Genomic DNA, 18415 nt, shown 5'->3' on the forward strand with positions numbered 1-18415 from the left:
CTTCTTACAATTGCACAACCTATGCTACCCTAGCAGGAGCATTCATTCTAACCCAAAGGAGCTTGCGATGCGCTGGACCCTTCATCATGCTCATCTGGTCGAGGCCGCTGGCGAGCAGCACAACGCCGCGCTAACCGTCGAGGACGAGCGGATCGTCGCCGCCGGACAGGATGCCGGATCGCAGGAGCTCGCGCTGGACGTGGACGGCGCGATCGTCGTGCCCGGCTTCGTCGATGTTCACACCCACGGCGGCGGCAGCTTCAACTTGCATACCACCGATCCCGACGAGATTCACGCCTATGCGCGCTGGGCGCCCAGCACCGGCACCACCTCGTTTTTGCTCGGCGTTGTGGGCGTGCCCGGAACGCTGCCCGAAGCCCAGATCCGCGCCGCCATCGCCGCGATCGAGGCGGGCGAGCGAGGTGCCGAGCCGCTGGGCATTCACCTTGAGGGGCCGTACATGAGCGTCAAGCGACGCGGCGCGCACGATCCGTCGTGGCTGCGACGGCCCGATCCCGCCGAGACTGAGCGGCTTCTGGCGCTGACCCAGGGCTACCTGCGGCTGATCACCCTCGCGCCGGAGCTGCCCAACGCCGACGCCATGATCCAGCGGCTGGTCGCCGCAGGAGTGACGGTCAGCATCGGCCACACCGATGCCTCATACGAAGAGGCGCGCGACGCGATCCCGCTGGGCATCACCCACGCCACCCACTGCTTCAACGCGATGCGTCCGCTGCATCACCGCGAGCCGGGACCGCTTGGCGCGATCGTCGAGGCGCAGAGCGTGCGCGGCGAGCTGATCGCCGATGGCGTGCATGTCCATCCCGCCGCGCTGCGCATCATGCTCAGGGCGCTGGGACCGGAGCGCGCGATCGTCGTCACCGATGCGCTCTCCTGCGCGGGATTGCCCGACGCCGAGTTTACCTTCGGGGGACAGCCCGCCCGCGTGATCGACGGCGTGGCGCGGCTCAGCGACGGCACGATCACCGGCAGCGTGCTGACGATGGACCAGGCGCTACGTAATCTGGTCGAGCGCGTGGACGTGCCGCTGCCCGCTGCGGTCGGCATGCTGACGCTCAACCCGGCGCGATCAGCGGGCGTGACGCAGCGCAAGGGACGGCTCCAGCCCGGCTACGACGCCGACCTGGCGATCTTCGACGCCGACTTGCAGCTTCAGGCCACGATCTGCCGGGGTCGGCTGGCCTTTGCCACGGATGCCTGGCGCGATCGGCTGGCGGCGCTGGATGCGGCGTAAGGGCAAATAGGCCGGGTCAGGTGTTCCCCAAATCGTACTTGCGCGTCCGGGGCATCATCAGCGTCGATGCAGGACAGCTTGAGTATCGTCTCAAGACGCATGTCACCTCAGCGCGCGGTGGTACAATTTTGAAGAGTAGATCGTTACAGGAGCTTTCTATGGAGTATGCCCTCGACCGCTTTGCCGGTGAGATACAGCACGCCATCGTCGCCACGGGCCTGGTCCCGCCCGATCAGATCGATCTGGCGGAGCCGAAGGCGAATGTGCCCGCCGACCTGGCCTTTCCGTGCTTCCGGGCAGCCAAGCAGGCGGGTACGGCACCGCCACAACTGGCGCAGCAGCTCGCGGCGGCGCTGCGCTTCGACGAGAACAGTCTGATCGGAAGCGTCCAGGCGGCTGGTCCGTTTCTCAACTTCACGCTCAACCCGCCGCAGCTTGTGCGCGCCGTGCTCGACGAGGTCGCGCGGCTCGGCGAGCGCTACGGCAGCGACGACCAGGGCCAGAATCAGACGGTGATCGTCGAATATTCGTCGCCCAACATCGCCAAGCGCATGCACGTCGGGCATATCCGCTCGACGATCATCGGCCAGTCGATCCGTAACATCCTCGATTTTCTGGGCTACCACACGCTCAGCGATAACCACCTGGGCGACTACGGCAAGCAGTTCGGCACGAACATCGCCGCGATCCAGCGCTTCGGGCGGCCTGAGGGCGAGGGCGAGGAGGTGCTGAGTAAGATCGAGGAGATCTATACGCGCTACAATCGGCTGATGGGCAGCAAAATCGACGAAGACGAGGATAATCCCGACGCCGAAAACCTGGACGATGAGGCCCGCAGTTGGTCGCTCAAGCTGGAGCAGAACGATCCGACCGCTCGCGAGCTGTGGGAGTGGATGGTGACGACGACCAAGCGCGCCAATCAGCCCAACTACGATCGGCTGGGCGTCCACTTCGACATGCAGCACGGCGAGAGCTTCTACGCCGATATGCTGCCGTCGGTGATCGGCAGGGTCGAGCAATCGGGGCTGGGCCATCGGGAGCCGGGCGGCGCGCTGATCGTCAAGGAGCTGCGCGACAAAAACGGCAAAGAGCTGCCGCTGTTCCTTGTCCAGCGCTCGGACGGCGCGACGCTCTACCTGACGCGCGATATTGCGACGATCATCTACCGCGAGCGCGAGTATCACCCGGCCAAGCTCATCTACGTCGTGGGACAGCCGCAGGAATTGCACTTCCGCCAGGTCTTCGCGCTGGCGCGCGCGCTGGGCCATGCCCAGGAGATCGAGCTGGTGCATATCTATTTCGGCACCGTCTTCAGCGCCGAGGGCCAGCCGCTCTCGACGCGCCGGGGCAACATGATCTACCTCGAATCGCTGCTCAACGAGGCCAAAGCGCGGGCGAGAGCGCTGATCGAGCAGAAGATCGCGGAGGGCAAGACCGAGCTTACGCCGGAGGAGATCGACTCAGTCGCGGAGGCCGTCGGCGTCGGCGCGGTGATCTACAACGATCTGTATCAAGATCCGAAGCGCAACATCACGATCGACTGGGATCGGATGATCTCGTTCGAGGGCAACAGCGCGCCGTATCTGCAATACACGCACGCCCGCTGCTGCTCGATCCTGCGCGAGGCGGGCGAGCTACCCGCCGAGTTCGATCCGCACAGCCTGCTGACCGAGGAGGAGCTGGCGGTGATCAAGCAGATCGCGCGCTTTCCCGGCGTCGTGCGGCGGGCCGGAGCGGCGTACGCGCCCTACAGCATCGCGGAGTGGCTCTACGCCACGGCGCGCGAGTTTGCCCGATTCTACCGCGATCACCGCGTGCTCAACGCGCCCACACCTGAGATTCGCGCGGCGCGGCTGCATCTGGTCGCGGCGACCGCACAGGCGCTCCGCAACGGCCTGCGGCTGCTGGCGATCCAGGCACCGGAGCGCATGTAGTTTCATTGGTGGCCCTCACGCCGCCGGGTACGCGCTGGGCGCGTGTGAGGGCTTGGAGAGTCAGCATGCCACTCGATCTACGCGCAATCCGCGCGGTCCTGTTCGATATGGACGGCGTTCTGTACCGAGGCGCGCAAGCGCTGCCGGGCGTCAACGAGCTGCTGGCGTTTCTGGAAGCGCGGCGGCTGCCCTATGCCTGCATCACCAACAACGCCAGCCGCACGCCGGAGCAGTTCGCGGCCAACGTCCAGGCGATGGGCCTGAAGATCGCGCCGGAGCGGATCATCACCTCGGCGATTGCGACCAACGTCTATCTGCGGTCGGTCGCGCCGCCTGGCACGCCGATCTATGCCGTCGGCATGGACGGCCTGATCCAGCCGCTCTTCGGCGACGGCTACTTCGTGCTCGAAGAACAAGCGCCGTCGTTCGTCGTCGTCGGCGCGGACTTCGAGGTCACGTACGCCAAGCTGCGCGCCGCGTGCCTGGCGATCCGCGCGGGAGCGACGTTCGTCGGCACCAATCCCGACAAGACGTTTCCCGCCGAGGATGGAATCGTGCCGGGCTGCGGCGCGCTCCTGGCGGCGCTGGAGGCGGCCACCGATCAAAAACCAATGATTATCGGAAAGCCGGAGCCGGGAATGTTCATTGCCGCGCTGAAGCTGCTGGAAGCCCAGGCGCCCACGACGCTCGTGATCGGCGACCGCTACGATACGGATATTGTCGGCGGCGCAACCGCCGGGCTGCGTACGGCGATGGTCCTGACTGGCATCTCGACCGCTGCCGAGGCCGAGGATGGCCTGGTCGTGCCCGACGCGATCGTCGCCGATCTGCCGGAGCTGCTGCGTATCTGGCGCGTTGCCGTCGACGATCCAGGGTACTCAACAAGGAGCGATTATGCCTGAACTTGTCCCTAATCCCCATCCCAAGCGCGTGCTGATCGTCGCGCCGCACCCCGACGACGGCGAATTTATGGCAGGCGGCACGCTCGCGCACTGGGCGGCGAACGGCGCGAGCATTCACTACCTGCTGATCACCGATGGCACGGGCGGCAGCCGCGATCCGAACCAGACCCAGGAGCAGCTTGCCCAGATTCGCCGCGAGGAGCAGCGCAACGCCGCCAGGGTGCTTGGCTCGAACGATGTAACCTTTCTTGGCTACGTCGACGGTCGGGTCGAGCCGACGCTGGAGCTGCGCCTTGAGATCGCGCGGGTCATTCGCCGCGTGCGTCCCGATGTGATCATCACCCAGGACCCGCTCTTCCGCTATAGCCCGACCTACATCAACCACCCCGATCACCGCGCCGTCGCCGATGCGACGCTGGCGGCGATCATGCCCACGGCCAATACGCGGCTGTCGGCGCTGGAGCTGCTTGAGGAAGGACTGGAGCCGCACGATGTTAGCGAGGTCTATCTGTCGGTGCCGGTGACGCCAACCGTGTGGGTGCCGCTGACCCAGGCCGACATCGAGCGCAAGATCGATTCGCTGCGGGCGCATGCCAGCCAGATGGGCGACTGGAATCCGGAGCCGATGGTGCGCGAGTGGGCGATGCACGCAGCCCAGGAGGCGCGTGAGCGCGGCATCGACTGTGAGTTTGCCGAGAGCTTCGCCTACGTCCGGCTGCGCGCGCCGGAGGAAACGCAGCCCGCCAGCGCCGAGCCGGAGGTCTAGCGACGAAGAACCAAGACCTGGCTGCTCCCCTTCTCCTATGCCGCAGGCCGAGCGGGAACGGGACCCGCGAAGGTGGGGAAGGGGAAGACGCGACAGCGCCGGGGGTGAGGGCCGCAACGCAGAACGCAGATCCCCGAAAAGGTGCTTTGATTCTGCATAGCGCAAGGCGACCGATCTGCTTGTGGATCGATCGCCTTGTGTATTCAGCGCGTAGAGCGAGATCCGTATAGCCACCCTGTACTTCCAGCCTCCACACAGCACGCTCTGAGGTACGAGCGGTCGCCTCAGTATCGCAGAATCAGCCAAGTTCGCAGCGCCGACCGTGGAAATCGAGGGATCTTGCACATTAGTGGTCATGAGTAGTGTATAATGCTTAGCATCACTAAAGTTTATGCATGATACTAAGCAAAATGAAAACGCGAACCGTCAGGCACAAGAACCTAACCCGAATCGACCATCCTAAGAAGAACACGCACGGCTATTTTGTGCGCATCCAGTGGAAAGGTGAGCGCCGGTCGAAATTCTTCTCCGACCGCGTGTACGGCGACCGTCTGGCTGCGCTGGGTGCCGCTCTCGACTGGCGCGACGCGACGGAAAAAGAGCTTGGCAAGCCACGCACCGAGCGCCAGGTTCTCGGCACCGTGTACTCATCCACCGGCATCCCCGGCGTGCGGCGGCGGCGCGAAGGCCACACCGACTACTACGAGGCTACCTGGACGACCACGGTCGGGAAGCAGCGCCGCACCAAGTTTTCGATCGCCCGGCATGGCGAGAAGCGAGCATTGGCGCTCGCTCGTAAGGCGCGGCAGCAAGGCGAGCGCGCCAGACTCCGCACACCCGCACGCGAAGAATAGGCTTGCTACCCCGGCAAGGGACGATACTGCTTCGTACCTTGCGTGATCACAGCTCGCTGCACCCTCGCAGCATACCTGCCCCAACCCCGATCCGCCCCATAGATCTGGAACCCCTGAGAGCGCCAGCCCGATCACAGGACTATCGGCCTACTTGTGCTGCGTCGATCGGCTGCGTATGCTGGTATCATGGCCCACCTCCCAGGCTCGTCAACCTCAAGCCTGGCGAACGCGCTGCTGGCGCGGGAGCCGATCGATCGCAGAAGGAGTTTGGCCGTGGATGCCATCGAAGCGAGGATGCTCAAGATCACGCTGCCGCGCAGCACCATGCTGCGCAACCTGCTCTGCTGCCTGTGCAGCCTTACGCTCGTGCTGATGTCGAACGCTGCCTCAAAAGCGGCCACCCAGACCATCCAGTTGAATCTGCTGTACGTGCATGGCGTGAAAGGCGGCACGTCGGATCGGCAGAACGCCCAGTATTCGCTGGATGAGCTTGAGGCGGCGGTCAATGCCGAGATCGGCAGCCGCATTCAAACCTACCAGAGCGCCCATCCCGGCGTGACGATCGCCTACCGGTCGGCGCGGGCCAACCTTTACACCGCCACGCCATCGCCCTACCACCCGTCCGACTCGCTCGGCCCGCTCTACATGGACGACTGGGAGGTCGGCGATCCCGGCTGCACAACGACCAAGCAGGGACAGCCGTGTACCACCGCGTACGAGTGGCGCTATCGGCTGGCGCGCGAGATCGAGAGCAAGTTTCCCGGCGATGCCAAGAATGTGATCCTGGTGGGCCACAGCACCGGCGGGCGCGTCGCGATGGAGGTCGCGGCCAACGTCGGGCCGGACGGCGTGGGCACGATGAACTGGGGCGTGCAGCACAAAATCGCGGGCGTGGTTTCGGTGCAGGGCATGCTCGACGCGCTCAACAGCAGCAAGTACAACGTCGTGGGCTCGGCCAGCTTCGTCACCACCTGCAAGAACGGCGATCCGATCCTGGGCTTCGGATCGAGCACGGCGCTGGGCAATGGCTGGTGCGAGTACGCGGGCTATATCGGCGGCTTTCCGGCGGCGGACTGGGTCGCTAAGAATAAGCGCGCGCTGATGCTGATCTCCTATGCAAGCTGCTCGCCCTCGCTCTGGACCGGCTACAGCGACGGCCCGCTGCCGTACGATGCCCAGGGTAGTACCGCCGCCACCGGCATCCAGATGACGCCCGCTCCCGGCCAGACCTGGCGACCGGCACACGGCGTGAAGTACGGCTCGTTCTGCCACAGCGCGATCACCAGCACCAGCGATAGCAACCATGCGGCAGCGGTCAGCGCCGCCAAGACGCGCCTGCTCAACTGGATCTTCGATAGCGCGCCGCGCACTGCCGCCCAGGGCTCGGTGACAACCGACACGCTGAGCTACAACACCTCAAGCCCGGTCTATGCGATCGGCGGCTCGTGCGGCACGGGCGAGATCGACAGCGGCGTCGCCGTCACGGGCGTGTGCAAGCATCCCGGCTACTTCGACGGCGACGACCATGTCGTCGCGGCCAGCGAGCTGACGATCATCGACGGCGCGAGCTGCGGCGGCAGCTTCAAATGGACGCAGCGACACGACAGCAGCAATAGGCACGCAGCCACACTCTGGTGGAAGACGTACTCACAGCCCGCGTCGCGCGACCTGATCGGTACGCTCACGCCGAACTAGGGCGGAGAACGAAACCAAGAACCAAGAACCGAGAACCGAACAGGGAACACAGAACAGGCGGCGCAGAGCAGGGGAACAAACGATCAAAAGAACAAAGGCTTAAACCGCGTGTTCGCTTGTTCCCTTATCTCTATGATTCCCAGACGCCGGTTGTATAGAACGTACGAAGCTGGTGCAGATACGGCGCGAGATCGTAGCGCTGCTCCTGAAGCCACTCGTGGTTGTAGTACGTGTCGAGATAGCGCACACCCGCATCGCCGATCGGCAGCACCACCGAGCCGTGCTCGTCGCGCTCCGCCATCTCGGCGATCAGCCTGAGCGCGCCATAGAGCGCGGTGCCCGTCGAGCCGCCGTACTGCCTGCTGCTGATCTCGGAGAGAAAGTGGAGCGCCGCATATGAGGCTGCATTCGGCACCTGAAGCATCCGGTCGATACAATCGGGCAGAAACGAGGGCTCGACCTGCGGACGCCCGATGCCTTCTACGCCTGAGCTGCCGGATACCGTAATGCTCGGATCGCGCTGGTGGTAGTAGCTGTAAAACACCGAATGCTCCGGGTCGACGACACAGACCTGCGTGTCGAAGCCCCGATAGCGGATATAGCGTGATACCGTGGCCGAGGTACCGCCCGTGCCCGCGCCGCAGACAAACCAGCGCGGGATCGGGTGCGGCTCCTGCGCGAGCTGTGTGAAGATCGACTCGGCGATATTATTATTGCCGCGCCAGTCGGTCGCGCGCTCAGCGTAGGTAAACTGGTCCATGAAATGGCCGCCGATCTCCTCGGCCAGTTGCTTCGCCGTCTGACAGTCCTGGCTGGGATCATCCACCTGCACATACTCGCCGCCGTACTGCGTCAGCCGCCTGATCTTGGCGGGCGAGGTGGTCTTTGCCATCACCGCGATAAACCGCAGGCCGAGCAGACGCGCAAAGTAGGCCTCGGAGATCGCGGTGCTGCCCGACGACGCCTCGATGATCGGGGTCTGCTCGGTGATCCAGCCGTTGCACAGCGCATACAAGAACAGGGATCGCGCCAGACGATGCTTCAGGCTGCCGGTGACATGCGTCGACTCGTCTTTCATGTAGAGATGGATCTGCGGCGTTGCCGGTAGCGGCACATGGATCAGATGCGTGTCAGCCGAGCGATTAAAATCGGCATGAATCCTGGCAATCGCGGCGCGCACCCAAGAGCTTGACATTCGCACAGTCCTTCGTTGTTCAGATCTCGGAGGCGCCGCCTGGCTACCGCTGGCAGCACAGCCCTCCGGTGTCTCGATAAACTGCGCTATTCTAGCATGGAGGAAGGAAAACAAAGAACAAAGGAACAAGGCTTAACTCCCTTGTTCCCTTGTTCCTTTAATCGCAGGAAGGTGTGTGGACTAGCGTAGCTCAGCCCAATTGGCATGGCTCAGCTCTTGAAGCAGCCGCAGGATGTCTTGGATCAGCTCTTTCGGATCGCGATGTTTGGAGATAAAGCCATCGGCACCTGCGGCGCGGAAGGTTGTCACCGACTGCTCGTTGCCGCTCCAGCCAATGATCTTTGCCTCACGATGCAGCGCGGGATGCGCGTTCTGGCCGGCATCATCGCGCAGCCGCGCCAACACCGGCATACAGTCGCCATCGGAGAGCGAATAGTCCATCACGATCAGCCGAACCGTCTCATCCGGCAGAGAATCCAGCGTGCGCAGCAGGCGGTAGCCGCTGGCCACGATCTGGTGCTGACCATACATTTCGAACGTTTGCAGGTGCTCTGCCTCGGTGCGTAGCTGCTCCGCCAGCAAAAACGCGATCCCGATGTTGTCTTCGACGATGATCACTGGCGTTCGTGTCGTAGATGCAGTGACTATTGGTACCATACGCCCTCGATTCTGCTACAAGTTGTCAACGAGATGTGCTGCGACACCGGACAGATCAAGCTGTCGCTTCAGGCCTGAGCGCGCTCCGGGTTTGGCAACATAATCTGAACCCAGGCGCCGCCGCCAGCGAGATTCCCACAGCTAAACGTACCGTTATGCAGCCGCGCCACCCGATCCATCAGCGGCAAGCCAAGGCCGGTGCCGCCGATTTTAGTGGTAAAGGTGCCGATCGGCAGCGCGCTGGTCGTGCCCATCGCCTGGAGCTGCGCCAGGAGACGCGGCGAAAAGCCCGGCCCCGAATCTTCGACACGGATTGTACACTGCTGCTCGGTTTGACTTGCTCGGATGGTAACGGTGGGACGCCCCGTGACCTGCATCGCCTCAGCCGCGTTGCGCAGCGCGGTGGTACAGGCCATCCATAGATAGGCCGGATCAGCCTGAACTTCGAGATCGGGCGGCACGTCCAGCTTGATCTCGATCGGCAGATCCAGCGCCATGAGCTCATTGATCGCTTCCTTGAGCAGCGGCGCGAGCGCGACGCGGCGGATCTGTTCTGATGATAATACTCCTGCGCGCGTAATAATCAACAGGCGTTGAAGCAGATCGTTGATCCGCTTGGTGGTATCCGCATACGCGGTGTAGGCCGCTGCGCCGTCGATGCTAGCCCACTGGTCAGGCGGCGCGGTAAGCCGCGCGTGTAAGGTCGGAGCGAGCACCGAGAGCACGCTCGCCGCGCCCCGCAGCTCGTGCGCGATAAAGCGCATAAACGTCGTCAGCACCTGCTCCTGCTGAAGCTTGGCCGCCGCCTCCGCCCGCTGCGCGCCCTGCCACGCGGCGTGCTCTCTGATGCTCCACATCACCAGAAAGAGCAGCAGGGCAAAGCCGAACTCGAAGCCGGAAAATTGCTCCTTCATCGGCAGATTCAGGAGCAGGATCAGCCCAACGATGACCGGATAGAATAAAATCGGCAGGATGCGTCCCGTGGCGACGACGGCGAACAGGATCGGCAGGATCAGACCTGCCGAGCGCGCAGTTGGAACCGTCGAAACCGATAGCCCGACAAAGCTGCCAATCGCAATCAGCGTCACCACAATGACGCGCGGCGCTTTGGCGAAGGGATTGCGGATCATCCAGCGCCCCAGCCAGAAGAGCAGCGCCCCGACGATAAAATCGACGACGATGATAATCGTCGGCGGCGTGCCGCTCGGATCGAGGTTGAACAGCCCAAGCGTTCCCACGCCCACGAGTATCACGGCAAAGATCAACGTCAGAAGTACGATCGGCTCTTGCGGACGCCAGCTATCTGCGATTCGACGCCGTAGCACGTGAGAGAACACTATGCTCCTCCCGATGTAAGAACATCCAGGACATACGAGGATAGGCTATAGGGGGTGCTGGTTCGACCATATAATACCATCACCTCAGGCACCAATTAGTCCTATTATGATAAGACCACCGTTGCCTTAGCTAACTGCCCCCATAGTGCGCGGATCGCGCACGACTGTGGAACCCGGCTGCCAGGGTGCTGGATCGGCTGATCACCGTCGATCCCCATTCGGGTGCCGTGGTGAGCGACTGTGGAACCATACCTAATTTAAGGAGCTACATGATGAATCAAGATCGGCGGACGTTTCTGACGCGGACAGGGATGGGCTTACTGGCTGCCATGGCAGCCCTTCGCCTCGATCACAACCTTTTGGATAGTCCGATAGCCTATGCCCACCCGAACGAGCCAACATCGCGCTCGGCCCAGACCCGCCCCGCGAATGAACCGATCGCCGTTGTGATCGACAGCGACCCAGGCGTTGACGATGCATCAGCGCTCGTCTGGCTGCTGAGCCAGCAGATGTACCAGTTCGATCTCCTGGGAATTTGTACCGTCGCCGGTAACACCTCGCTGGAAAACGCGACGCAGAACGTGCTGACCGTGCTGGATGTGGTCGCGCCCGGTCGGCCTATTCCCGTGGTGATGGGCGCGGAGAAGCCGCTCAGCGGCAAGCTGAGCCATATCCCCAAGCTGATCCACGGCCCCGACGGGCTGTGGTTCTCCCAGCGGCGCTACCCGATCCAGCAGCTTCCTAACAACACGCCGCTGTTCTACCGCAGCATGGCTGAGTCGCGCCCAGGCTTCACTGTCGTCGCGCTCGGCCCGCTGACCAATCTGGCGGAGGCGGTGCGGCGCTTCCCCGACACCGCCGACGGGATCGGGCGGATCGTGTGGCTGGGCGGCGCGAAGTGTGGCGGGAATCACACGCCGGTCAGCGAGTTCAATGCGTGGCAAGATCCTGAAGCCGCCGAGATCGTGCTTGGTTCGGGCATTCCCGTGACGATGGTGCCGCTCGATACGTTCACCGGCTTCGTCGTCACGCCCGAAGATGTACAGCGGCTTGAGAGCGGCAATGCCGGTGGCCGGTTCCTGGTGCAGCCTTTGCGCGGTCTGCTGGGCGCGTTCGAGCGGCTGACGGGCCAAGCCCTCGCCAACCTGCCGGATGTGATCGCAATGATGCTGGCCTTTGACTCCTCCCTGGCGCAGACGACCCAGGACGCGCTCGTCAAGATCGTCGCCGATCGGAGCCTGACGCACGGCCAGACGATCGTCGCGCTGACATTCATTGAGCATCTCACGCTGATCGCCTCGGACGCCGAGCTGAGCGCGCTGGTCGATCGTGCGTTTAGCGATCCGTCGTTCGATCTCTTCGCGGCGTTTCTGGCGATCGTGGCGCGCGAGCCCGCTAATGTGCAGTGGGTGTCGAAGGTCGATGCCGCTGCCGTGCGCGATCGGTTTTTACAGGCGCTCACAGCTTCTTGATCAGGGTCGATCGTGCTGCCAGGAAGCTATGGAGCGCGGCCTGCGCTGCGGGCCTTTCCACTCTACGGTATCATAGAGGATGACATAGAGCAGCATCCAACACCCTTTTCGGGAAAGCGTGTATGCGATTCTACATCAGCAAGGGGAAGGGTTTGGGGGGCCACCCCAAACCCCCGGCCTCCCGGCGCATAGGAATGGAGAAACCATGCTGAGGACGGTGACAGCCACCCGCTACGTCACGCCGCTCCGCGAGGGCGGCTCGCTACCGGCGATTGTCGAGGCCGACGACGACGGCCTGTACGTGCTCAAATTTCGTGGCGCGGGGCAGGGGCCAAAAGTGCTGATCGCCGAGCTGATCTGTGGCGAGATCGGGCGGGCGCTTGGGCTGCCGATTCCGGAGATTGTCTTTGTCGAGCTTGATCCGGCGCTGGGGCGGAACGAGCCCGACGGCGAGATCCAAGAGCTGATCAATGCCAGCGCGGGGCTGAACCTTGCGCTCGACTTCCTGCCGGGCTCGCTCGGCTTCGATAGCGTCACGCTGCCCACGATCGAGCCGACGCTGGCCTCGACGATCGTCTGGTTCGACGCCTACATCACCAACGTCGATCGGACGCCGCGCAACCCGAATCTGCTGTGGTGGCACCGCCGACTCTGGCTGATCGATCATGGCGCGGCGCTCTACTTCCACCATACCTGGCGCGACTACCAGACGCGCGCCCGGAGCGGCTTTGCGCAGATCAAGGATCATGTGCTGCTGCCGATCGCCGATACGCTGCGCGACGCCGATGAGGCGCTGGCCTCGCGCATTACGTCAGCGTTGATCGAGCAGGTGGTCGCCGCCATCCCCGATGTGTGGCTGGAGGATGAGCCAGGCTTCGTCGATCGGGCAGCGCAGCGCGACGCCTACATCACCTATCTGCTGAGCCGCCTGGAGTCGCCGCGCATGTTTGTGGAGGAGGCGATCGATGCCCGCGCGAAACATCTTTGAGTACGCGATCATCCGCGTAGTGCCCCGGATCGAGCGCGGCGAGTGCATCAACGTGGGCGTTGTGCTCTTTTGCCGCACCCGTCGCTTCCTTGAGGCGCGGATCGAAATCGATCCGGCTCGTCTTGCGGCGTTCGCGCCCGGCCTCGACATCGCGCCGATCCGCGAGCAGCTCGACCATATTCCGCTGGTCTGTCAGGGCGGCGCTGTCGCGGGTCCGATCGGGCTGCTGCCGCCGCAGGAGCGCTTTCGCTGGCTGGCAGCGCCGCGCAGCACGATCGTACAGCCCTCGCCGGTTCACTGCGGCCTCTGCGACAATCCAGAGGCGGCGCTGGAGCATCTGTTCGCGACGATGGTCCGTCCCATCAGCGGCGATTAAGCGAGAATCGCCAGCACAGGCCGGCGATTCTTGGGCTATCTCAGGCTGGCAGGGTGCTACCCGATGTCGACCAGCTCGATCTCGAAGGTCAGATCCTTCCCCGCCAGCGGGTGATTCGCATCGAACGTAACCTGCGACGGCGATACGTCGGTCGCGGTGACGACCACCGCCTGGCCGTCCGGCTGCTGAAATTGATACTGCTGCCCGACCTCCAGCGCCAGCTCCTGGGGTAGCTGGCTGCGATCGACTGTCGCCACCAGCTCCGGATGATGCGCGCCGTAGCCTTGCGCGGCGGGGATCTGCACCGTTTTGGTATCGCCCGATTGCATGCCGACCACGGCCTGCTCAAAGCCGGGGATCAGCTGCCCGGCACCGATCGTGAATTCAAGGGGCTCGCGACCGTGCGACGTATCGAAAACCGTGTTATCCTCAAGCCTGCCGGTGTAGTGGACCTTCACCGTATCGCCCTGCTGTGCATTCGCCATACGTGCCTCCTTCGCAGTTCCCCTCTGAAGAAACGCGCATCGTTCAACGTAGATAACCAGGCGCAGCAAGATAGGTGCCACTTCTCGGCATGTGCGCCGAGCCGCAGCCGCCTGACCGTATCTCGCCGACATACAACCAAAGCCTCATGCCTCGTGTTCTCGCAGAGATTATATTTAGGACAACCTAAATTTCCATTTATGATGCCCGAATAATGAGGTGCTTATGTGGTTTAAAGTCTTGAGCCTGCTGATCGCGCTGCTTTGCCTTGGCAAGGCGGGCACGGCCCTGCTGATCCCCCAGACATTCTATCGCCGACGACGCCAGCAGTACGCCTCGACGCGCATTCCACTATCGGTCCTGATCCCGCCCGCGCTCATCCTGGTTCTCGCAGGCTTGGCCTGGTATGCAACGATCGCGCATTATGTCGCCTGGAGCTGGCTCGTCACCGGCTTTCTGACGCCGATCGCGCTGCTGGGCGTGGTCAATCTGCTGCGCTGGCCGCAGCACCGCAGGCGGCTGCAAGCGGCAATCACCGAAGCGCAGGCCGCGCAGCTTCGACGGGCCGATCTGGCAATTCTGGGCCTCAGCGCGCTCTTTGGCCTGCTGGGCGTGATGGTCTTCTAGGGATCATCGTCGGTGATGCGCGCGTAGCGCTCCGCCACCGGCTCCAGCGCGGGCAGACCTTTCGGCAGCGCCAGGGCATACCGATCGCGACCGGCGTGCTTGGCATCGTAGAGCGCCTGGTCGGCTAAGGCGATCAGGTCGCCCGATGTGTCCTGGGCGGTCGGGGTGATCGTCGCAATGCCCAGGCTGATCGTCACCACCGGGGCAATCGAAGAGTGCGCGTGGGGTATCGCCCGCGCCCTGACGCTCTCGCGAAGCTTTTCGGCCAGGGCGACGGCGCTGGCAACATCGCTGCCGGGCAAGATCACGGCAAACTCCTCGCCGCCGTAGCGCGCTACAACATCGCTGGTGCGCTGAACGGTGTGGCGAAGCGTCTGCGCCACGTCCTGCAAGCACCGATCGCCGCGCTGATGGCCGTAGGCATCGTTGAAGCGCTTGAAAAAATCGATGTCGATCAGGATCAGCGAGAGCGGCGATGCCGTGCGATCGGCGCGCCGCCACTCCCACTCCAGGGTTGTATCGAACTGGCGGCGGTTGGCGATGCCGGTGAGCTGATCGAGGTACGAGAGCCGCAGCAGTTGATGATTGGCCTGCTCAAGCTGCCGGGTTCGCTCCGCAACCTGGAGCGCCAGCGCCTCGGCCCGCATCCGGCCAAACCGCTCAAGCAAAAACGCGAGCAGCCCCATCACCAGCACGAAGCGCAGCACAACCACGTCGATCACGGTCGTCGACGCAAGCGTACGGCCCAGCCAGGCAGCTTCGACATGCTCCCACACGTCGATACCGAGCACGATCGCCATGCTCAGGCCGGTCGTGAGCATCAGGCTGCGGCGCGTGAGCAGCAGCCCCGCGAGCGTGATCGGGATCACGAAGACGATCAGGGCGTCTTCATTGGCGTGAAAGCCGGTGGTCAACAGGCTGTAGGCCAGGCCAAGCAGCACCGAGCCGGTGACGATCGCGACCGACCAGCGGAAGTAGCCGCGCCGCAGCACGACCAGCGCGCTCGCGTTGAAGAGCACGACGACGACGTTGGGCAGCAGGCTGTACGGCGTCAGCATGTCCGCGCCGAACATCAGAAGATTGGAGACGATCGCGACGGCGATCGTGATCAGCGTGCCGATCAGCAGCATCTCAAGCAGCACCGCGCGCTGGCGCTCGCTGGGATCGGCGATCGGCATCTGTTGCAGCCAATCACGCCAGCGCTGTGCTCGACTATGGCTTCGCTCTGGTTTCTGCATCGTCCTGCTCAAACTACAGCTACTCGTAAGCCTACCAGAATCCAGCGAATCGCGAAAGTCGAGCGCCGCCCGCACGCTCCGCTACGGGCCGCCCGCCGATCCCGGCTGATACGGCAGCCGCAGCCGCGCGACCAGCACCGGTGGTATATGCCCGTAGCTGGACCATGAGAGGATCGGCCTGGCGCTCTCCTGTGCCGGAAAGGCGGGCTCTTCCAGAGCGTCCAGCACAAAGCCAGCCTCGAAGCACGCGCCGAGCAGAACGCTCAGCGGGCGGTGGAAGTAGTAGTGGGCGGCAGGCTCGCCTTTCATGCCCGCGCCTTTTTGCGGCGGCACACGCAGGTAGTCGGTGATCGTGAGCGCGTAGGTCGTCTCCAGCACCCCGCCGCGATCTTCCATCTCGGCGACCATCCGCATGGCGTTGGAGTTGAAGCACGGATGCGCCACCGAGAAGACGAAGCGACCGTCCGGCCTCAGCAGCCGCGTCAGCGCCGACAGGAGCGGCTGGATCGTCGGCATGTCCATCAGCGCCATGTTGCAGACCGCCGCGTCGAAACGCCGCTCGCCAAGCGCCAGCAGCTGCGCCTCGTCGGTCGCGTCGATCAGCCGGTACGCGATCCGCGCGGCGTGCTCCCCGGCCCTGGCCCTGGCTCGCTCCAAAAACTGCGCGCTAAAATCGGTCGCCACGACCTGAGCGCCAAGCTCGGCCAGCCGCCGCGCGAAGATACCGTTGCCGCACGCCACGTCAAGCACGGCCTCGCCCGGACGAACACTCAGCAGCCGCTCGGCGGCGGGCGCGACCAGCAGTGTGTGAAAGGCGTTGCCCTCGCCCATCTGCTCATCCCAAAAGCCCGCCTTCTGATCCCAGATCTGCTGTGTCTCGCGAATGAGCGCCTCAAGGGAGTGATCGTTGCTCATGGAGCCTCCGAAGAACAAAGAACAAAAGAACACGCGAGCAAGCATAGGATTCGGCTCACCGTTCGCTGCGCTCTGCGCCCAGCGATCTGTGCCTGCACCTGTCGTAGTGTATCAGGTATGACGCACGCTGGAGCAGCAGCAAGTTTTGCGCGCTGGCTGATGTCATCGTTGAGGGTTCGAGGCGATGGAACCGAGGTTGATCGGGGGGCGTTCTGGCTGGCGGCGCGGGGCCGTACGTGAACCCAGCGCGGCAGGCGCGGCGCCATGAGAGCAGCGCGGCGCTGTTGCCCGCAACGAGGGCGATGTTATTCCAGACGGTGGCGTACACCGCCTGCTCGTCGATCAGCTACCCCACGTATTCACCTTGACGGGCCGGAGCGACACGACGACCCGTGTCTCGCCCGGACGATCGTTGGTGCTGAGATCGGCACCGCCGTATTTCGCGCCGAGCTTCTTGGCAAACGCATAGTGCGGGTCCGGGGTAATCTCCGCACGTGCGCGGACCTCCAGCGTCCGATACGGATTCGCCGTGTCGAGGATAAAGAGCGTGCATTCAGGATGCACCTGGAGGTTTTTCACCTTCTGGCGCGCCGTGTTGAGCGATAGCTTGAGCGTCCCATCGTCGTCGAGCAAAAACCAGAGCGCCGTGACTTGCGGATATCCATCATGCCCGATTGTGGTGAGCATGGCAACCTGGGCATTGAGGAGGTCCTGGTGTGATTCTGGAAACATCGTCATATCGTTCTACTCCCGCGAACAATAGCAGCCCCGGCAGCAAGTATCATGCCAATTCGGAGCGGAGCCGCATCACCTCTCGCAGCGTCACAAGCAGGCGCGTGTTCAGATCATCTTTGGGAACGAACGCATCGGCACCCGCCGATCGTACCGCCTGTTCGTAGCTTGTGGTAGCGAGCAGGCCCAGCCCAACAATACCCATCCGCCACCCGCCCACCCGCAACGCCTGCACGAACGCCAGACCGGCAGACACCGGCAGGCCCATGCCCACGAGAATAATCTGCGGGTGCAAGCTATCGACCAGCCTCAGCCCATCCTGGCCGATGCTCGTCGCGCCAAGCACCGCGATCTCGCGCGCGTAATGCTCGGCCAGCAGCCGTTCCGCGATGCGCCGAAACCCTGGGTTATCGTCAATCAGCAGCACCGTGATCCGATCGATGTCCTTCAGATCACACAGTCCATCACCCATCATCTCACCACCTGGGCAGAATGAGTCGGCACAACGAACCGCCAGCCAGAGCAGCCTGGTCTGCTTCGTGAGCTAAGGGTTTGCCCTGGAGCTCCTTTCATGATCTATCTTTCGGCATCGGCGCGATCAATCGCGGCGTCGGCCCCATTCCAAGCATGTGGATGGACAGGTCGTTCGTCCTACTGTAGCGGACGGCGCAAGGCTCAGCTATGCGTATGACTACGTAAGATAGGTCAAAAGCATCCGTATTTTTAGCTCCCAGGTGGGACGGAGGATTGAGCGGCCTCGGCGCTGCTGGCGGCAGCGTCAATCTCCCATCGGGATCACACCCCGCCGGATCGCATAGCGAATCAGGTCGGTCTGCGTATGCAGGTTGAGCTTGCGCATCAGGTTGGCGCGGTGGATCTCGGCTGTTCGTGAGCTAATCGACAGGCGATCACCAATCTCTCGGTTGCTATAGCCATTCGCCGCGAGATACAGCACCTCCCGCTCGCGCGTCGTCAGCACATCGTACGGA

Annotated in this window: 19 protein-coding genes; 10 read left to right on the top strand and 9 right to left on the bottom strand. The window is 63.5% G+C overall.

Annotation, left to right across the window (positions count from 1 at the left end):
- The first annotated feature begins 67 nt into the window (after positions 1 to 67).
- The 6 genes from nagA (at position 68) to VFZ66_12945 (ending at position 7406) form a co-directional block, all read left to right on the top strand.
- Positions 68 to 1255, top strand: a complete 1188-nt coding sequence (gene nagA / locus VFZ66_12920) for an N-acetylglucosamine-6-phosphate deacetylase (GenBank protein HEX6290092.1) — start codon at positions 68 to 70, stop codon at positions 1253 to 1255.
- A gap of 158 nt (positions 1256 to 1413) precedes the next feature.
- Positions 1414 to 3189: an arginine--tRNA ligase gene (argS, locus tag VFZ66_12925; protein HEX6290093.1), complete on the top strand. Its 1776-nt coding sequence runs from the start codon at positions 1414 to 1416 to the stop codon at positions 3187 to 3189.
- A gap of 65 nt (positions 3190 to 3254) precedes the next feature.
- Positions 3255 to 4091 carry an HAD-IIA family hydrolase gene (locus VFZ66_12930; GenBank protein HEX6290094.1) on the top strand — a complete coding sequence of 279 codons (837 nt, stop codon included), beginning with the start codon at positions 3255 to 3257 and terminating at the stop codon, positions 4089 to 4091.
- Positions 4084 to 4857, top strand: a complete 774-nt coding sequence (locus VFZ66_12935) for a PIG-L family deacetylase (GenBank protein HEX6290095.1) — start codon at positions 4084 to 4086, stop codon at positions 4855 to 4857. The genes VFZ66_12930 and VFZ66_12935 overlap by 8 nt, the downstream gene beginning before the upstream one ends.
- Before the next feature lie 410 nt (positions 4858 to 5267).
- Positions 5268 to 5711, top strand: a complete 444-nt coding sequence (locus VFZ66_12940) for an AP2 domain-containing protein (GenBank protein HEX6290096.1) — start codon at positions 5268 to 5270, stop codon at positions 5709 to 5711.
- Between the two features lie 273 nt (positions 5712 to 5984).
- Positions 5985 to 7406, top strand: coding sequence for a hypothetical protein (locus VFZ66_12945; GenBank protein HEX6290097.1), 1422 nt, complete (start codon positions 5985 to 5987; stop codon positions 7404 to 7406).
- 130 nt (positions 7407 to 7536) lie between these two features.
- Here the strand turns inward: VFZ66_12945 and VFZ66_12950 are convergent, their stop codons facing one another.
- The 3 genes from VFZ66_12950 to VFZ66_12960 form a co-directional block, all read right to left on the bottom strand.
- Entirely contained in the window at positions 7537 to 8601 is a 1065-nt protein-coding gene (locus VFZ66_12950; GenBank protein HEX6290098.1) for a PLP-dependent cysteine synthase family protein, read from the bottom strand.
- Between the two features lie 180 nt (positions 8602 to 8781).
- Positions 8782 to 9258: a hypothetical protein gene (locus VFZ66_12955; protein ID HEX6290099.1), complete on the bottom strand. Its 477-nt coding sequence runs from the start codon at positions 9256 to 9258 to the stop codon at positions 8782 to 8784.
- A 68-nt stretch (positions 9259 to 9326) separates the two neighbouring features.
- Complete coding sequence (locus VFZ66_12960; protein HEX6290100.1) at positions 9327 to 10583, bottom strand: ATP-binding protein; 1257 nt, start codon at positions 10581 to 10583, stop codon at positions 9327 to 9329.
- A gap of 281 nt (positions 10584 to 10864) precedes the next feature.
- Between VFZ66_12960 and VFZ66_12965 the strand changes: the two genes are divergently transcribed.
- The 3 genes from VFZ66_12965 to VFZ66_12975 all read left to right on the top strand — a co-directional run bounded on the left by VFZ66_12965 (position 10865) and on the right by VFZ66_12975 (position 13431).
- Entirely contained in the window at positions 10865 to 12067 is a 1203-nt protein-coding gene (locus tag VFZ66_12965) for a nucleoside hydrolase (GenBank protein HEX6290101.1), read from the top strand.
- Between the two features lie 205 nt (positions 12068 to 12272).
- Positions 12273 to 13055: a HipA family kinase gene (locus VFZ66_12970; GenBank protein HEX6290102.1), complete on the top strand. Its 783-nt coding sequence runs from the start codon at positions 12273 to 12275 to the stop codon at positions 13053 to 13055.
- On the top strand, positions 13033 to 13431 hold the full coding sequence (locus VFZ66_12975; protein ID HEX6290103.1) for a DUF3037 domain-containing protein: 399 nt from the start codon (positions 13033 to 13035) through the stop codon (positions 13429 to 13431). The genes VFZ66_12970 and VFZ66_12975 overlap by 23 nt, the downstream gene beginning before the upstream one ends.
- A gap of 56 nt (positions 13432 to 13487) precedes the next feature.
- Here VFZ66_12975 and VFZ66_12980 read toward each other — a convergent pair whose 3' ends face one another.
- The gene (locus tag VFZ66_12980) at positions 13488 to 13916 is read right to left on the bottom strand and encodes a peptidylprolyl isomerase (protein ID HEX6290104.1); all 429 of its coding nucleotides are present in this window, start codon (positions 13914 to 13916) and stop codon (positions 13488 to 13490) included.
- 223 nt (positions 13917 to 14139) lie between these two features.
- Here VFZ66_12980 and VFZ66_12985 point away from each other — a divergent pair, with 223 nt between their 5' ends.
- Positions 14140 to 14541, top strand: coding sequence for a hypothetical protein (locus VFZ66_12985; GenBank protein HEX6290105.1), 402 nt, complete (start codon positions 14140 to 14142; stop codon positions 14539 to 14541).
- Here the strand turns inward: VFZ66_12985 and VFZ66_12990 are convergent.
- From VFZ66_12990 to VFZ66_13010, 5 genes are all read right to left on the bottom strand, one after another.
- Entirely contained in the window at positions 14538 to 15779 is a 1242-nt protein-coding gene (locus VFZ66_12990) for a diguanylate cyclase (GenBank protein ID HEX6290106.1), read from the bottom strand. The two genes, VFZ66_12985 and VFZ66_12990, sit on opposite strands and share 4 nt — an antisense overlap.
- Positions 15780 to 15860: 81 nt before the next feature.
- Entirely contained in the window at positions 15861 to 16694 is an 834-nt protein-coding gene (locus tag VFZ66_12995; protein ID HEX6290107.1) for a class I SAM-dependent methyltransferase, read from the bottom strand.
- Between the two features lie 342 nt (positions 16695 to 17036).
- Positions 17037 to 17426: a PPOX class F420-dependent oxidoreductase gene (locus VFZ66_13000; GenBank protein ID HEX6290108.1), complete on the bottom strand. Its 390-nt coding sequence runs from the start codon at positions 17424 to 17426 to the stop codon at positions 17037 to 17039.
- A 49-nt stretch (positions 17427 to 17475) separates the two neighbouring features.
- The gene (locus VFZ66_13005) at positions 17476 to 17901 is read right to left on the bottom strand and encodes a response regulator (protein ID HEX6290109.1); all 426 of its coding nucleotides are present in this window, start codon (positions 17899 to 17901) and stop codon (positions 17476 to 17478) included.
- 303 nt (positions 17902 to 18204) lie between these two features.
- A partial coding sequence (locus tag VFZ66_13010) for a LuxR C-terminal-related transcriptional regulator (GenBank protein ID HEX6290110.1) occupies positions 18205 to 18415 on the bottom strand: 211 nt, incomplete at its 5' end.

It is taken from the genome of Herpetosiphonaceae bacterium, from assembly GCA_036374795.1.
GTDB lineage: Bacteria > Chloroflexota > Chloroflexia > Chloroflexales > Kallotenuaceae > LB3-1.

Bases quoted from the DNA above. Each gene is read 5' to 3' on its own strand.
- VFZ66_12935 (HEX6290095.1), top strand. From the start codon at position 4,084: ATGCCTGAACTTGTCCCTAATCCCCATCCCAAGCGCGTGCTGATCGTC.
- VFZ66_12930 (HEX6290094.1), top strand. From the start codon at position 3,255: ATGCCACTCGATCTACGCGCAATCCGCGCGGTCCTGTTCGATATGGAC.
- VFZ66_12990 (HEX6290106.1), bottom strand. From the start codon at position 15,779: ATGCAGAAACCAGAGCGAAGCCATAGTCGAGCACAGCGCTGGCGTGAT.
- nagA (HEX6290092.1), top strand. From the start codon at position 68: ATGCGCTGGACCCTTCATCATGCTCATCTGGTCGAGGCCGCTGGCGAG.
- VFZ66_12995 (HEX6290107.1), bottom strand. From the start codon at position 16,694: ATGAGCAACGATCACTCCCTTGAGGCGCTCATTCGCGAGACACAGCAG.
- VFZ66_12980 (HEX6290104.1), bottom strand. From the start codon at position 13,916: ATGGCGAATGCACAGCAGGGCGATACGGTGAAGGTCCACTACACCGGC.
- VFZ66_12970 (HEX6290102.1), top strand. From the start codon at position 12,273: ATGCTGAGGACGGTGACAGCCACCCGCTACGTCACGCCGCTCCGCGAG.
- VFZ66_12950 (HEX6290098.1), bottom strand. From the start codon at position 8,601: ATGTCAAGCTCTTGGGTGCGCGCCGCGATTGCCAGGATTCATGCCGAT.
- VFZ66_12965 (HEX6290101.1), top strand. From the start codon at position 10,865: ATGATGAATCAAGATCGGCGGACGTTTCTGACGCGGACAGGGATGGGC.
- VFZ66_12985 (HEX6290105.1), top strand. From the start codon at position 14,140: ATGTGGTTTAAAGTCTTGAGCCTGCTGATCGCGCTGCTTTGCCTTGGC.
- VFZ66_12955 (HEX6290099.1), bottom strand. From the start codon at position 9,258: ATGGTACCAATAGTCACTGCATCTACGACACGAACGCCAGTGATCATC.
- VFZ66_12940 (HEX6290096.1), top strand. From the start codon at position 5,268: ATGAAAACGCGAACCGTCAGGCACAAGAACCTAACCCGAATCGACCAT.
- VFZ66_13005 (HEX6290109.1), bottom strand. From the start codon at position 17,901: ATGATGGGTGATGGACTGTGTGATCTGAAGGACATCGATCGGATCACG.
- VFZ66_12975 (HEX6290103.1), top strand. From the start codon at position 13,033: ATGCCCGCGCGAAACATCTTTGAGTACGCGATCATCCGCGTAGTGCCC.
- argS (HEX6290093.1), top strand. From the start codon at position 1,414: ATGGAGTATGCCCTCGACCGCTTTGCCGGTGAGATACAGCACGCCATC.
- VFZ66_13000 (HEX6290108.1), bottom strand. From the start codon at position 17,426: ATGTTTCCAGAATCACACCAGGACCTCCTCAATGCCCAGGTTGCCATG.